13 protein-coding genes are annotated in these 17066 nt (G+C 28.4%); 1 reads left to right on the plus strand and 12 read right to left on the minus strand.

Annotated elements, in window-relative coordinates; translation table 11 throughout:
- Positions 1-180 precede the first annotated feature (180 nt).
- The 11 genes from ACQZHJ_RS11245 to ACQZHJ_RS11295 form a co-directional block, all read right to left on the minus strand.
- Positions 181-1365: an ABC transporter permease gene (locus ACQZHJ_RS11245; protein WP_430485647.1), complete on the minus strand. Its 1185-nt coding sequence runs from the start codon at positions 1363-1365 to the stop codon at positions 181-183.
- Positions 1352-2053 carry an ABC transporter ATP-binding protein gene (locus tag ACQZHJ_RS11250; RefSeq protein ID WP_430486892.1) on the minus strand — a complete coding sequence of 234 codons (702 nt, stop codon included), beginning with the start codon at positions 2051-2053 and terminating at the stop codon, positions 1352-1354. Before ACQZHJ_RS11250 ends, ACQZHJ_RS11245 begins: the two co-directional genes overlap by 14 nt.
- Complete coding sequence (locus ACQZHJ_RS11255) at positions 2043-3224, minus strand: efflux RND transporter periplasmic adaptor subunit (RefSeq protein ID WP_430485648.1); 1182 nt, start codon at positions 3222-3224, stop codon at positions 2043-2045. The genes ACQZHJ_RS11250 and ACQZHJ_RS11255 overlap by 11 nt, the downstream gene beginning before the upstream one ends.
- 264 nt (positions 3225-3488) lie before the next feature.
- A complete protein-coding gene (bioA, locus tag ACQZHJ_RS11260; protein WP_430485650.1) occupies positions 3489-4856 on the minus strand; it encodes an adenosylmethionine--8-amino-7-oxononanoate transaminase in 1368 nt (455 codons plus the stop codon).
- Complete coding sequence (bioD, locus tag ACQZHJ_RS11265) at positions 4846-5532, minus strand: dethiobiotin synthase (RefSeq protein ID WP_430485651.1); 687 nt, start codon at positions 5530-5532, stop codon at positions 4846-4848. The genes bioA and bioD overlap by 11 nt, the downstream gene beginning before the upstream one ends.
- Entirely contained in the window at positions 5525-6499 is a 975-nt protein-coding gene (bioB, locus tag ACQZHJ_RS11270) for a biotin synthase BioB (protein WP_430486893.1), read from the minus strand. Before bioB ends, bioD begins: the two co-directional genes overlap by 8 nt.
- Before the next feature lie 9 nt (positions 6500-6508).
- Complete coding sequence (locus ACQZHJ_RS11275) at positions 6509-7063, minus strand: biotin transporter BioY (RefSeq protein WP_430485652.1); 555 nt, start codon at positions 7061-7063, stop codon at positions 6509-6511.
- 139 nt (positions 7064-7202) lie between these two features.
- On the minus strand, positions 7203-8252 hold the full coding sequence (locus ACQZHJ_RS11280; RefSeq protein ID WP_430485653.1) for a DUF1002 domain-containing protein: 1050 nt from the start codon (positions 8250-8252) through the stop codon (positions 7203-7205).
- A 185-nt stretch (positions 8253-8437) separates the two neighbouring features.
- Complete coding sequence (locus ACQZHJ_RS11285; protein WP_430485654.1) at positions 8438-11836, minus strand: AAA family ATPase; 3399 nt, start codon at positions 11834-11836, stop codon at positions 8438-8440.
- A gap of 152 nt (positions 11837-11988) precedes the next feature.
- On the minus strand, positions 11989-13989 hold the full coding sequence (locus tag ACQZHJ_RS11290; RefSeq protein ID WP_430485655.1) for a molybdopterin-dependent oxidoreductase: 2001 nt from the start codon (positions 13987-13989) through the stop codon (positions 11989-11991).
- A gap of 119 nt (positions 13990-14108) precedes the next feature.
- Positions 14109-14387, minus strand: coding sequence for a hypothetical protein (locus ACQZHJ_RS11295; RefSeq protein WP_430485656.1), 279 nt, complete (start codon positions 14385-14387; stop codon positions 14109-14111).
- Positions 14388-14760: 373 nt separating this feature from the next.
- Between ACQZHJ_RS11295 and ACQZHJ_RS11300 the strand changes: the two genes are divergently transcribed.
- The gene (locus tag ACQZHJ_RS11300) at positions 14761-15855 is read left to right on the plus strand and encodes a ribose-phosphate pyrophosphokinase (RefSeq protein WP_430485657.1); all 1095 of its coding nucleotides are present in this window, start codon (positions 14761-14763) and stop codon (positions 15853-15855) included.
- A gap of 73 nt (positions 15856-15928) precedes the next feature.
- Here the strand turns inward: ACQZHJ_RS11300 and ACQZHJ_RS11305 are convergent, their stop codons facing one another.
- Positions 15929-17002, minus strand: a complete 1074-nt coding sequence (locus ACQZHJ_RS11305) for a PRK06851 family protein (RefSeq protein WP_430485658.1) — start codon at positions 17000-17002, stop codon at positions 15929-15931.
- Between the last annotated feature and the right edge of the window lie 64 nt (positions 17003-17066).

Consider the following 17066-nt stretch of genomic DNA (forward strand, 5'->3'; position numbering starts at 1 on the left):
GAGGAAATTAAACTCTTATTTTAATAAATCCTAATATAGACGTTTAATATTACTCATAAATTTAAATATTAAAAAACAGAAAAGTTTGTATGATAACTATTTTCATACAAACTTTTTTTATTGGCTATATTTTAAAACATTGTTTATTTTTAATATAGATTATATAATTTATTTCTTATTCTATCTATAAATAGCTTTTATAGGATCTAATTTGCATGCATTGTAAGCTGGTATTATACCAAATATAACACCTTCTATTATAGAAACAACAGTTGCTCCAATAAATGTACTTAGAGTTAGTATTGGTTTAAATGGCATGAATGCTCCTGCTCCCTTTGCAACAAGATATCCTAAAAGTATTCCTATTAATCCTCCAATTAAAGTAACTAATACTGCCTCAAATAAAAATTGTAGAAGAATACTATTTGGCTTTGCACCTATTGCTCTTCTTATACCAATCTCTCTCTTTCTTTCTGATACTGAAACATACATTATATTCATAACACCTATTCCACCAACTAAAAGAGAAATACCAGTTATAAATGCTATAAACTTAGTTAATCCTCCTATTACCTTTTCAAATGCTTTTGTTATTTCTTCTGGATCTTGCATTTCATACTTTCCAGCTATATTTGGGTGATTAGCCATTAAATATTTATTAACATCTTTAAAGATAGCCTTTTTATCAGCATTCCCTTTTACAGATATATCCAAACCCATTATAGCTTCACCATTAGACATGTTATCAATTCCTTTTTGAGAAACATAGCTTGTTGCACTAGTTCCAAAGCCCATAATCTCTGTTTCTGGTAGTATACCTATAACTTCGTAATTAGTACCGTTCATTGTTACTGCTTTTCCTATTCCACTTTCAATAGGATTAAATAACTCTTTTGCTGTATTATGCTCTAGAACTATTAAGTTATCATCCTCTTCGCCTTTTCTAAACCATCTACCATATTCAACATTTTCTTTTTTATCTGTATATGGACTTAAAATAGCAAATTGACTTTTATCAAAATATTGAACCTGACTACTTGAAAAGTTCATACCCATAAATCCTTGAGATGCTTTAACCTTTTCTACACCTTTCAAAGCTTCTATTCCATTTATATCTGACTTAGTAAAAGGTTCTAAAAGACTCATATTTGCCTCATTATTATCTGGAGTAAATGTTACACTTATTTTATTTGCGTTAGTCTCTTCTGATGATTGAAGAACATATGCTTTTAGTCCATCTCCAACAGATAATATTGTAACAACTGAGCTTATTCCTATTATTATTCCTATCATAGTTAGGAAAGTTCTTAGTTTATGAAATCTTAAGCTAGCAATGGCAGTTTTGATTAAATTAATTGCTGACATGCTCTTCCCCCTTTGTTATGACACCATCCTTAACTCTTATAACTTTATTGGCATACTTTGTTAAGTCTTCATCATGAGTTACCATGATTATTGTCTTGTTATCTTTATTTAAACTTTTTAATATTTCCATGATTTCCGTTCCTGTATTACTGTCTAAAGCCCCAGTTGGCTCATCAGCAAATATTACATATGGATTGTTTATTAGCGCCCTAGCAATAGCTACCCTTTGTTGTTGGCCACCTGATAATTCTAATGGAAATTGATTTTTCTTTTCTGATAATCCAACCATATTTAAATATCTATCTATAAGTTCTTCACGTTCTTTTTTAGGAACATTTTTCTCATTATATAAAAGCGGAAGCTCAACATTTTTACCTATTGTCATAGAATTTATCAAATGAAATTGCTGAAATATAAATCCCATATTTTTATTTCTTATATCAGCCTTTTGAGTTTCTTTCATTTCACCAACATCTACACCATTGAATAAATATTCGCCACCTTCAAATCTATCTAATAATCCTAGCAAATTCATAAGAGTAGTCTTACCACTTCCTGACTTCCCCATAATCATTACAAAGTCACCTTGCTCTATAGATAAATTCACATCTTTTAGAACATGGAATTTTTCTTTACCTAAGTTATAGTACTTATTTAAATTCTTAACCTCTACTATTTTACTCAACAGGCATACCTTCTTTCATGTCATAAGTAGGATTTGTAACTATTTCATCACTTTCTTTTAATCCACTTTTAACTATGACCTCATCATTGCTCCCCTCTTTAGGCGCATATGTTATAACTTGCTTAGTAAGCTTACCATCTATATCTTTAAACACATATTCCTCGTTGTCAGCTTTTAAAATAGCACTCTTAGGAATTACTAAAGGCTTTTGTTCTAAGTTTACAGAAGCTTGAACATGGAATCCATTAGTTAAATCCTCTTGTGTATCTGGAGTTATTGTAACATTATAATAAGACATACTACTTCCTCCACCTTGCCCTCCAGCTTGTGCTGCTGCCAAACTTGCTCCAGAATCTACTGGTGTATTTCCGACAGAAGTAATTTTACCTTTTATATTTTTATTAGTTGATAATATTGTTATTTCCACTTCTTGACCATCTTTAATTCTAGGTTGATCCTTTTCATTAACACTTCCGTTAACGTAATAATCGGTTGACTCTATTGTCATGTATGGAGCTGTTGGATTACCTTTTGAATCACTCATGATAACTTTTCCACTTATAGGTGCGTTAACTGTATAATACTCTTTATCTTTTAAAGATTTTATTTGTTTTTCTAAAAGACTTATTTGCTCATCAATACTATCAGTTGATATTTCTCCTCCACCTATGTTTGCTCCTAAGTTAGGTATTTGTGTTTGCACCATAGGTTGTTGTTGTGAATTATCTCCTGCTTTCTGCATAATTTCTAATTGCTTTTGTGCTTCCTCAGCTTTTTTCTTAGCCTCTTCTGCTTGCTTCTTCATTTCTTCTTTTTGCTTTAATAAATCTTCTCTTTGATTTTTAGCAGAAGTTAACTGTAATTGTAACTGTTCTATTTGAGCTTCAGCTTGATCGTTTTTATAAGTGAATAATGGCGCTCCTTTTTCTACTGTATCTCCATTTTTCACATCTACTTTATCTACCTGTCCTTTAGTTGGTTCTAAATATATAGTTTCTACATCTTCAGGTTTAATTTCTCCATTAACAAAGACCTTATCCGTTGCTGGAACTGTATATAGTTCTATTGAAGCTGTAGTCTCTTTACTCATGTTTTTCTTTAAATAATAGCTTCCAACTCCCACACCTGCTAATATAACTACTGTAACTATGGCTATTATGTATTTCTTCTTCATGTAAATCCTCCCTCACAAATCTTTTATCCTAATAATACCATATCTTTTAAATTTGTGTATATTTTTTTAACAAACAATTTCTTAAATGTTTCTTAAATGTTTCTTAAATTCACTAATCAATGTGTAAGTATTATTAAAAATTAAAAAAGATAGCATATTTAAATCTATCTTTTTTAGATTAGTTTATTCTTTAAACTAGTATTAAATTCAGCTAAAACTTCTTTTCAAAATTAGTTATGTCTTAGGTTTATCTAAAATCAATATTTACTCTAAATAGATATTACATAAAATTTTTTCAATACACTTTTTAGTAACATTAACCATGAAGTCCATATCTTCTTTATTTATTATATACGGTGGATTAAAATATAATACATCTCCTAAAGGTCTAAGTAACAGTCCTTCTTTTAAGGCCTCTTTATAAATTTTATACCCCACTCTCTCCAAACTATTAAATGCTTCTTTTGTTTTTTTATCTTTTACAAGCTCTATAGCATTTATCATTCCTAAACATCTTATTTCTCCAACATTTTTGTTATGTAATAATGCATCTCTTAACTTTCTATTTAAAATTTTTCCTTTTTCATTAATAGTAGTTAAGACATTTTCATCTTCGAATATATTTAAAACTTCAAGAGCAACTGCACACCCTAAAGCATTTCCAGAATAAGTGTGTGAATGCATAAAAGCTTTATGCTTATTATAATCATCATAAAAGCATTTATATATATTATCTCCTGTAAGTACTACAGCCATAGGCATGTATCCACCTGTAATTCCCTTAGATAAACACATAAAATCTGGACATACATTCCCATGTTCAACAGCGAACATCTTTCCAGTTCTTCCAAAACCAACGGCTATCTCATCTGCTATAAAATGAATATCATAATTATCACAGGCTTTTCTAAGCTTTTTCAAATATAATGCTGGATATATTTTCATTCCAGCAGCTGCTTGTATTAAAGGTTCTATTATAATACCTGATATATCATCTTTATTTTCTTTTAGTAACTTATCCATATTTTCAAAACATTCACATCTACATGTTTCTCTATTTTTTCCATACTTACATCTAAAACAATCAGGTGCCTCTGCTCTTATAACATCTATCATTAAGGGTTTATATATTTCACTATATATATCAAGCCCTCCCATAGATAAAGCTCCTATAGTTTCCCCATGGTAAGCATCTTCTAAAGCCACAAACCTTCTTTTTTTTACTCTACCCATTTGTTTATTGTAATGAAAACTCATTTTTATTGCGGCCTCAACTGCTGAAGAACCATTATCACAAAAAAACACCTTATTAAGCCTATCACCAGTAATATTTATAAGTCTTTCACTTAATTCTATTGCTGGTAAATTAGAAAAATTAGCAAAAATCACATGTTCTATTTGATCAACTTGCTTTTTTAATGCTTCATTAATTCTTTTATTAGAATGTCCAAACAAATTACACCACCAGGAACTTACACAATCTAAATATTTTTTATCATCTAAATCAAAAATATATGGACCTTCTCCTCTTTTTATTATTATTGGTTTTAATTCTTCATAATCCTTCATTTGTGAACAAGGATGCCATATATATTTTAAATCCTTAGATATTAATTCTTCTTTATAGCTCATTAAAGACCTCCTGAAGATTATTAAGATCAAAATTATCTATATTATTTATTCTAGGAACAGTTACTATGTTATTTATTCCAGTGATTAATTTTATTGTTTCCTTATTATTCCTATGTATAATATTGTTTTCTTCAAATTCATTTAATATAATTCCAGCTATTTTTATCCCTTTACCGCTTAAATATTTAAGTGTTAAAACAGTATGATTTATTGCGCCAAGGCCACTTCTAGAAACCAATACAATTGGAAGTTTTGTAAGTTTAACTATATCAATTAGCATTATCTTTTCTTTTCCCAAACTTATAGGACATATACTTCCCCCACTTCCTTCACATATTAAAAAATCATACCTTTCCCTACTTCTTAAATAATCACTTTTTATTTTTTCTAAACTTATATCAACATTTTCAAATTCACAAGCTAAATGTGGTGAATATGGATTTTTTAAAACATAAGAGACCATATTTTCATAATCCTCATTTAAATTCCCAATTGCACAAACCTCTTTACAATCTGTTGGAACTAATCTTCCATCTATTACTTCAGCTCCACTTAAAGCAGCCTTGTAATAACCTGCATTTATACCATCACTTCTTAATTTTCTTAAAAGTAATCCACTTATAAATGTTTTTCCGATATCTGTATCAGTCCCTAAAATATATACACCTTTATTCATTCTCAACCACTCTCATTCCAACTTTTTTTATTAAGTTCATATCATCTTTAATTTTATTTCCACAAGTTGTTAACAGATTGCCAGTTATAGTTGCATTTGCTCCTCCTTTAAAGGCTTTTTCTCCAAAATTCTCAAGATATCCTCTTCCTGCTGCAAGCCTAATTTTTGCCTTAGGATTTATAAATCTAAATATAGCTATTGTTCTTAAAATTTCCTCTTCTTTTAAAGGCTCTATCTTTTCAAGAGCTGTTCCTTTAATTGGATTTAATACGTTTATAGGTATTGATTTTATTTCTAATTCTCTTAAAGTAATAGCTAAATTAATTCTATCTTTTATTGATTCTCCAAGCCCTATTATTCCTCCTGAACAAACCTCTAATCCAATTTCTTTTGCAAATTTTATTGTTTTGATTCTTTCTTCATATGAATGAGTTGTACAAATATCTGAATAAAATTCTCTAGAGCTTTCTAAATTATGATGATACCTAGTTACTCCTGAAGTTTTTAAATCTATTAATGATTCCTTATTTAAAATTCCATGAGATGCACATAATTTTATATTAGAATCTTCCTTTAAACGCTTATAATAAATACAAACCTTTTTAAAATCATTTCCATATAACCCTCTTCCAGATGTAACTATTGAAAATCTATTTACTCCTTCTCTTTCATTTTCTAATGCTGCTTTTTTAATCTCTTCATAAGATAGTAAATCATATTCCTTTATATTAGTTTTAAATTGTTTTGATTGAGCACAATATGCACAGTTTTCACCACATTTTCCACTCTTCCCATTAATTATTGAACACAATTCTACTTCCTCTCCATGAAATTTTTTTCTTATCTCATCAGCAAATTTTATTAATAAATTAATATCATCATGATTATATAATTTTATACCTTCATCTAAATTGATTATTTCATTGTTAAGTGCTTTTTCTTTTATTCTATAAATAAAACTCATAATTCCACCTCTTTAAACATATCCCAAACTTTTTAATCTACTTACTATCTTGCATCCAACTATTGATATTATTAAAGTTAATAACAAGTCACTAGGTAAACATGCTATTGCTCCTACACTTATTGCCATAACTAAACTCATTGAACTTCCTAAGTAAAAATTATAAATTAAATACATATATGACACACCCAAAACATAAATAGCCATAAGGCCTAAAAAACAAGTTGCAAAAAGTTTAATTATACTAACTTCTTTCAAATTTTCAGTTATTTTTCCTATTATATACGCTCCTATAATAAAACCAATTAAATATCCAAAGGTTGGTCTAAAAATATAAGTAGGACCTCCTCCCTCCGTAAAAACAGGTACTCCAATAAGTCCAACTAAAATATATAATATTTGAGCTAAGGCACCTTTCTTGGCTCCTAGTAAAATAGCTCCTAATGCACAGAAAAAATATTGTAATGTAAATGGTACTATAGGAATAGGAATTTTTATAAATGCTCCTATAGCTGTAAGTGCTGCGAAAAGCGATATTAATATTAGATCTCTTGTTTTAAAATTCATTTTTTTCTCCTTAATTTAATTTGATTATCAAAATATATTCAAATTTTACTACTCTCCCTTTTTATTGTCAACCAACTTTTTTATAAGGTTGACAATAAAAAAATAAAAATAAGGTAGATATATAATATCTACCTTATTTTTATTCTGTAGGCTTATCATTAATCTCAGGGTCTTGATTATTATAATTATTGCCTGTTTTTATAACTATATTACCATTTTCATCATAGGTTATTCCATCTTTAACTTTTTCACTAGCTGAACTAAACATATTTACCACAAACTCTTTTATATCAACTAGTATATTTTTTAATCCATCCAAAGCTTTTTGCAATAAACCGCTCTCTTTTAATTGTTCTCCAGTTTCATCTAAAACTTGATTAAGTTTATCACTCATTTCGTTTAGAGAGTCTTTCATTGTATTGTAGTTATAATCTAATTTATTTATCTTAGACATAAATTGAATTGTTTGCTCCTGTTGTCCTTGAGTAAGATTTATATTATAGTTATTTACTACATTATTGACTATATCACCAATTTCTTCATCATTCTTTGGCTTTTCTTTTATAACATCAGTTTTTATATCATTAACTACCACTGCTGCTTCATTCTTTCCTAAAGCTTCTCCATCTTTAGTTTTTGCTTCACTAAGATTATTAGTTAAAGAAATCTCTTCTCTAGCAGCTTCTTTCTTAGGTAATGCTAGTTCTTGTCCTGATGCATCCTCAAATCCTTTTAATATACCTGCTAAAGCAGCTGTTCCTGTAACCTTAAATGGGGCATCTGCCTTTACCTCAGCATTATTAACCCCTGATGTAAGTAATGCATTTGCTAACATACTTCCTGTTACTTCAGTTAAGTTGTTAGTAGTAACATTTATTCCACCATCATTTTTTACAACTACATAAGAGCTTGAAATTGATTGACTACTAGCCGGTATAGGTTTACTAGTATCCATTCCTAATTGTTCCCTTATATCTTGATTAGTAACATCTATTATCTTAACTTCATTTGCTTTTACTCCAAAGGCATCTAACATTTGAAGCCTTTCACCCTCTGTTAAATTTGCTCCTAATGTAACAATTGCATTCTTTTTTTCTGTTTGTGCAAAAACTGGAGTAGATATTCCTAACATAAAAGTTGAAACAACTGCCCCACATAAAACTTTCATTAAACTCTTCTTTTTTATCATAATATATTCGTTGCAAGAAATTCTATAAATTTCTTATTACAACAACACCTCCTAAAAATTAATGAATAACTTTAAACTTAATTTCAGTTAATTCATCTGTTTTCAAATTATATCATGGTAAAATTATATAAAAATTAAATTTTCCTTACAGTAATATTTCTTAATAAAAACGTAAGGATTATAAATTAAAAACTGCCATGTTGAGTTATGTTTTTCTTTAAAAAACTTTCTTTGCTTTCTTCTATATCACTTGAATTTATCTTGTTTAAAGTTTCTATATTGAATTTTTCATCACAAACTCTAACACTTTGAATTCTTACTAAATTATCTAAGAACTGTTTTATCATTAATCCATTTTTAAGAGCTAATTCACCAGTTCTCTTTTGAATATCTCCAATAGCATTTTCTAAAGAATTCTTACACTCTTCATCTAAAATGAATCCTTTTTTCTCTAGCGTAGTTATTGCTATATCATATAATTCTCTTTCATTATAGTTTCCAAAATCAACCCATATAGGGAATCTATAGTTTAATCCCTCATTTGCTAAAATAAGATCCTTCATCTTCCCTCTTACTCCACCAAGCACTATAACTATTCTATTATTGTTATTATCTATAAACTTAATTAACTCTGAGACTATTTCATTATATCTTTCTTCTCCATAGAAGGTATTCCACTTATCTATATATAAAACCTTACCTATATGTTTGTTTAATATATCTCCAACCTTCATACCTGAATTTATCATTGCCATAAATTCATATTTATCAATTTCAACCATCGTCTTAGCCTTAACTATTCCCATACTATACATCATTTCAGAGTATATGCTTAACACAGTTTTCTTACCAGTTCCACTTTCACCTGTAAATACCATATTCATATATTTATTTAAATCAACTTCAAAGCCAAGTTTCTTTCTCTTTTCCTTAACCTTCATTAGCTTATATTGGTTTCTTAAGAAGTCCTTTAAACCTTCATTTCCTATTAATGCACTAAGCTTCTCTTCTAAATTAAAGTGATTATCATATTTTATAGCATTCATGGCTTTAATATCTTTTGTATTTATAAGGTTCATCTCATAGACACTTATATCACTTTCCGCTATTCTTATGCTTTGATTTCTGATAAGTTGTTCTACATAGTTTCTTACCATTCTTCCATTTCCAGATTGGGCATCTGAATTTTCATATATATCAACGAAATTTTTCTTAAGCTCTGAATAGCCATTCTTAGAAAGCTTAAATCCTTTAGCTTCTACAAGCTTTATTGCCATCTCTAAAAGTTCATTTGGATTATAATCTTCAAACTTAGTCCATAATGGGAACCTTGATCTTAAACCAATATTAACATCAAAGAAATTCTCCATTTCCTTTTCATATCCTGCTAATATTACTATTACTTCTCTTGAATAGTCCTCTATAAGCTTTAAAAGAGTTTCTATAGCTTCTCTTCCTAAAGTATCATTTGCTAAAGTATAAGCCTCATCTATAAATAATACTCCCCCTAAAGCTTCTTTAAATTTCTCTTCTGTTTTCTTAGCTGTTTCTCCGGGAATATCAGATACAAAGCTTGATCTATCAGTTTCTACTAATTGACCAACCTTTAAAAGTCCCATACTATTTAGCATTTCCGCTACTAATCTAGCAATGCTTGTTTTACCTGTACCAGGATTTCCTGCAAATATCATATTAAGATTTTGCTCTATTTTAGTTGTTACTCCTACTGATTTTCTCTTTTCTTGAGCAACTATAAGCTTATATTGACTTCTTAAAAATTCTTTTACTTCATCAAGTCCTATAATTTCTTGAAGTTTTTCTTCTAAATCAAATTTAGCACTTACTTTAAAGTTAAAGTTATCTTTTTCTAATAAGTCTATTGCTCTCTCTTTATTTACTAAGTATTTTTTAGAAGCATCCATTATAGCATTTTCAACTATATTTCTAACAAATCTTGCATTTCCTAAATCACTCTTTCCTACAAGCTGATTCCTTGTGAAAAGTTCAATTAATCCTTGTTTTGCATTATTTGCTATTCTATACCCTTTTGACTTAGCTATATTAACAGCTATTTCATACATTTCTGAAGGATTATAATCTTCAAACTTAATTACATTAGGGAATCTTGATTTTAACCCTTGATTAAATCCTAAGAAATATTCCATATCCTTCTCATAGCCTGCTAATATAACCGTTATATTATCTCTATTGTCTTCTACCCCTTTTAATAAGGCATCAACTATTTCCTGTCCAACCTTATCACCTTCATCCTTACAAAGTGAATATGCTTCATCTATGAATAGCACTCCTCCTAAAGCTGACTCTATGATATCATTAGTTCTCTTTGCAGTATCTGTTCCTTCTTCACCTATAAAGTCTGCTTTACTTACTTCTTTAAAAACATTTTTCTTAATCATACCTAAAGCATGTAAATATTCAAATGTTATTCTAGCTGCATTTGTCTTCCCTGTACCTGCATTACCAGCAAATATCATATTAAGAGATATTTGTGTTGGCTTCATTCCAAACTTCTCTCTTATTCTTTGAACCTTAAAGTTATTTTCTATTTTGTCTATAAAGTCCTTTAAGTCCTTCATTCCAATTATAGATTCTAACTTATATTTAACCTCTTCTAAAGTTGGTGTTGTGTATTTACTTAAATCATAAACTTCATCATTTGACTTACAATAAAGCACATCATCTTTCACATAAACTAAAAGTTTACTGCTTGGCTCTATGCCTTCTTTTCTTATTATATTTGTAATTGGCTTGCAGATTCTATAAGAAACATATTGCTCTACACTTAAGCTTCCCTTATCTCTAAAGTTATCTTCTAAATAAGTGCAAAGCCCAACCCTCTCTTCATCCTGATCTTCATCTACTCCAACTATTATATCTACATCAAAAACTTTCTCTACTTTTCTAATCTCTTTTAAAAGCTTCTTCTTTATTACCCTATTCTTATCCTTATCACTTAAAGCCTCTCTATATAAAGCTCTATCCTTATTAACCAAAGTTTCGTCAGCAATGTCTAATACTCTCTCATTTTCTCCTTTATTATAAAGGAATATAAAAAATTTATTATTGCATATAAACTTATTTATAACTTCCTTATCAACCTCTTCTGCTTTAACTAAAAACTCATTTTTTATTACATAGTTATCCTTTAGCATAACACATGAATTAGGACTTATTTTTGATAAAACATTTATTATCTCTTCACTAGCTTTTTCTGTATTTTTAAATACAATAGCTTGAGATTCATCATTCAATTTTTCATATAAATCTGTTAAGAAGGCATTATATCCTAAATTAAATTGATATGAAGCTAAGTCTATTTCATCAACCTTGTTATTTTCTATCATTTCATACTTATTAAGCTCATTAAATAATAATCTTAACCCACTATTTTTAAAGATATCTCTTTCTTCTATTATAAGAAGTATGCCCTTTAGTTCCTTCTCCAACTTTTCTTGAAAATAATCGCATAACTCCCTTGTAAAATCCTTCTGTCCTATAAGCTCATCATTAAGCTTTTTTTCAATCTTTTTGAAATTCTCTCTTATATTATCTATATTTATCATAAGTTTTTACTCCCTCTGCATAAAAGTATCTCATTAAAATTTATATATTCTTAAATAATCTTTTATTTACTAAATCATTCCGCTACAAATTATTAATTCTTACGTAAAATTATACACAAATTATTAACTAATATCAATTATCAATTAATAATTTACTTCTTTTTTATTTCAACAAATGTTTCATTATACGTTATTTGTCCACCTATATCAGATATTCCCGAATTAGTTAAATAATTAGGATTACCATGCTTTTTCCACCATCCTACATACATAAGAATTACTCTATCCCTAACTCCATCATCTGATTTTATTATTACATCTATTTCTCCATTAATAGACCTTAAAGATATAATCTCACCTTCCTCTAAATTTAATTTATCCATCATATGCTTGTTTATGTATGCCTCACTTATTCCACACTTATCAAGATAATGTTGGCTTGATAATGAATTCTTTGAATGATTTGTAAGAAGTCTAAACATATTCCTTTCAACATCTTCCCCTAAATCATTTGGAATATATATAGGCAATAAACTACCACACTCTTTAAATGCCCTCTCTGAAGTTAGTTCAAACTTCTTAGAAGTAGTTTCAAAATTTCCATTTCTCCAGGGAATCTCATTTTGAATAGTAAAAGGATCATTTTTCAAGCTTTCTAAGCTAATATTTTTATCAAACTCTTTTAAAGGCTCAATTACCTTCTCTAAATATTCTTTTTTAGAAATTTTAGGATACCCTTCTATCTTCATTATTTTTGCTAGTTCCATAAAGAAGAAATACTCATCCATTAAAAAGTTTTGAGGTTCCACAACTTTTTCATTGTATATTATATATGGATTAGTCATTGAACTATATATTAAATCTTCACTTTCTAAAGTATTAGAACATGGGATTATTAAATCACAAAGCTTTGCTGTATCTGTCATAAACATATCAAAACATACTTTAAATTCTATCTTACTAAAACTATCCGTTAATCTATTTAAATCCGGCAATTGATTTACAAGATTACTATTAGCTATTACAAGCATTTTTATAGGAGTGTTATCATTATCTGAACTTAGGTTATACTCACTTGGATTATCTATAAACTCATTTATATAAGAAACATAAAACTCTCTATTTTCAGCTAAATCACTACTATTAAATGGATCTCCATTTAATACCTTAGGAAAAATCTTATTAGCGTAATTAACTCCGCCACCTAAGACTCCAATTTGTCCGGTTATTGCTCCTAAGGCATCAATAGCTCTAATAGCATTGCCTCCATTTTTATATTTCTGAATTCCATATCCTAAGTATATACTTGAATTCTTTTCACAATAATATTTAGTAAGCATTACTATATCTTCTATATCTACTCCACACTCTTCGCTTAAATAATTTAATCCTAAACCATCTATATATTCTTTAAATTCATTGAATCCCAATACATTGTTATTTATATATTCCTTATCATAAAGTTTATTGTCAATTATTACCTTAGCCATAGCAAGAGCTAAAGCACCATCTGTTCCTGGCTTAATGCTTATATGTATATCACTTAATTTTGCACTTTGAGTTTTTATTGGATCTATAACTATTATTCTACTTCCATTCTTCTTAGCTTTATTTAGCATATTTAACGTATGTATAGTAGTATGTGCTGGATTCTTTCCCCACAAAAATATACTCTTACTATTTAGCATGTCCTCTAAGTTATGAGAAAGTGCATTCCCAAAATCATATTTTTGAGCTCTCATACCTGCACTCCAACAAGGTTCACCCTCAGCTTTGCTAACACCACCATAAAAATTAAAGAATACATCCTCTATTCCTTTTAAGACTCCACCACTTCCATATTGGCTATAGTATAGAATAGCTCTTGATGAATATTCTTTTTTGAATCTTTCAAGATTTTCTTTCATTAACTCTAAAGAGTCTTCAAAACTTATTTCCTTCCATTCCCCATTTATTTTTAGAAGTGGTTTTAAAATTCTCTCCTTATGATTTAATCTATTTAAATGTGCTCTCCCTTTATTACATATAAATCCTTTTGTAAAAGGATGATTTTTATCACCCTCAATCTTCATAACCTCATTACCTTCTCTATAAACATTAAATTTACAACAATCAAAACAATCTAATGTACATCCATGGCTTAATATATCCATACTTCCCCTCCTATTAAGCTTTTTGTTCCTTTTATTCTATATTAAAAATTATTTTACAACAACAAAAAGCCATGAATTATAATCCTAAAATTACAACTCATGACTTCTAAATTTAAATACTATTCATCATTATCATCTTCATTTTCTTCCATATCTTCTGAAGACTCTAAATTTTCATATTCCTCACTTTCTTTAATTGAACCATTCTTCTCTGGATTAACTAATTCATTACTCTTTTCTTCTTTTGTTTTACCATTATTTTTATTTATAGTACTATTTATTTTGTTATTTATCTGATTGTTAACCTTATCTCTAGTTCCTTCATTAAGAATATAAAAACCTAATGTTATTAACCCTAAAATAATAGCTGTTATTGAGCCCATATAAATTTTCCTCATATTATATTTGGCCCATTCCTTTAAAATATTTCCTAACTTGCCCATATATATCACCCATTACAATATTATCATGATATATATTCACATTAGAATCTGTTAAGCTTAAATTTTACATATTATTAAATTAGATTTAACCTAATTTAACATAAATTGCATTTGATAATAAATCTATTTATTTAAATAATATTCATATTTTCTAAACAATCTAAATTATCTGACAAAGAATTTTGACGTTTTTTCTGCAATTTAGTCAAAATTTATGACAATTTTCTATTTTTAAAAGTAAATTATTCGTATATAATATAAATGACGATACCTTTAGTATTTACAATTGTAAAATATTTTAAATATGCATTGAGAAGGAGATAGACGAATGAACGAAACAAATCACGGATTAGGAATTATAGCATTAGAAAGTTGTACTGAACTGGGTAATGCTATAGACAAGCTTATACAAAAGAAAAGAAACTGCAAGGAATCTTTTTTAATAAAAACTGATGAGATTAGATTCTCAAACGGTGAAGGAAAGGTTAAAATACCTCAATCTGTAAGAGGAAGAGATATATATATTCTTTGCGATATCGGTAACTATAGTTGTACATATAAAATGTTTGGATTTGAAAACCATAAAGGACCAGACGAGCATTTCCAAGATATAAAAAGAACAGTTTCTGCTATAAGAGGAAAAGCTAGAAGAATTACTGTAATAATGCCTCTTTTATATGAGTCAAGACAACATAGACGTAAAGGAAGAGAATCTTTAGATTGTGCTTTAGCACTTCAAGAACTTGAAAGATTAGGTGTTGATGAAGTTCTAACTTTTGATGTTCACGACCCTAACGTTCAAAATGCTATCCCACTAATGTCATTTGAAAACTTCTACCCAACTTATGATATAGTTAAATCTTTAATTCATAACGAAAAAGATTTAGAACTTAACATGGAGAAACTTCTAGTAATCAGCCCTGATACTGGAGCTATGGATAGAGCTATATACTACTCAAGTGTTTTAGGAGTTGACGTTGGATTATTCTACAAGAGAAGAGACCATTCTCGTGTAGTTAATGGTAAAAACCCAATAGTTAAACACGAATACATGGGAAGAGATGTTGCTGGAAAAGACGTTTTAATAGTTGATGATATGATAGCTTCTGGTGAATCAGTTCTTGATATCGCTCATGAGTTAAAAGGAAGAAATGCTAGAAACGTATATGTAGCTACTACTTTCTCATTCTTTACTGAAGGTTTAGAAAAATTCAATCAATATTACAATGATGGAATAATTAAGAGCGTTTACTCAACAAACTTAACTTATATTCCAGAAGAGTTAAAGAATGCTCCTTGGTTTAAACCAGTTGATTTATCTGATTTCATAGCTAGAATAATCAATAGATTAAACTACGATAAATCAGTAGCTTCATACATGGATGCTACTCACATAATCAAAAGATTATTAGAAGATAAATAATTCTTTAACCTTAAAGGCTCTGCTTTTGCAGAGCCTTTATTTTATCAAGTTTATAAATATGCTATAAATTTACTTAAATATTATTTTCATTAAACAAAAAATCCAATTCACTCTTTCCACTTTTATGATCGAAAGCTTCATTATAAATTTCATCTAATTTATTTTTAACTTCTTCACCTTTTAATAAAAACTCTGTTCCCTTACCTACTTGCTTTTTATAGTTTTGTGAAATACTATCAAGCTCCTCTTTATGAATCTTATCTACATCTCCGTCAACGTATATATCATATACATCAATTATTTCATCATCTTCTTTACTTGGGAAGTATTCATGCGGTGCTGTACTATCAAAAATAGCAAAATTCAAATCTCTACTTATAACCATATCTTTACTATCTGGATCAAAACCACATGAGTAAATCTCAATATCATATCCATACTCAGTAATTGCCTTAGCTATTTTCTTTAACATAGTTGATTTTCCGGTTCCTGGTCTTCCTTTTATGAAATATCTTTTAACACCATCTGTTATATTTGGAACAAAATCTTTAGATCCTGTTGGTGTTGCTGCACCTAAATATCTATCAACGATTTTACCTACTACCTCTTTTTTATTAAATCCCTCAGTTAAAAGCGATACTATATGATCAGTAAGCTTATTAGCTTTATTAAAATTTAAATAAGCAAAATAAATATCTTCCCAGTAATCGTGAATTTTTAAAGCTTTACTAAACTCATTGTGAGCATCTATCATACATTTATCAAATTCACTTTTTAATGTAATTATATTATTTTTATTTTCCTCAATTTTTTTCATATCTAAAAATAAGTCTAAATCTATTTCTTCAATATTATCTTTAATTAAATTCATAGTTCCATGTAATGGAGTACCATTTATTATGGCTATATTTTTTTCTTTTATTATAACTCCCTCACACTCATTATTATCTATAGCACTAACTAAAACCTCTAAATTAAATTTATCTCCATATTCATCAATTATTTCTTTTAATATAGCGGTTTTAAATATATTGCTTCCCCCATTTAAGGAGTATATCTTATCTAACCCTTGAAAAATCGAATTATATAATGGTTTAAATCCCTTTGATGTATTTCCAGCTCCATAATAATAGACTATCTTTTTCATTTTTTCTCCTTAATAGTAAATATTACTCTTAACTTATTATATTTTTCATTTTATAAATAAGTTA

Origin of the sequence: Clostridium sp. B9 (assembly GCF_050509515.1) — a bacterium.
Classification (GTDB): domain Bacteria; phylum Bacillota; class Clostridia; order Clostridiales; family Clostridiaceae; genus Sarcina.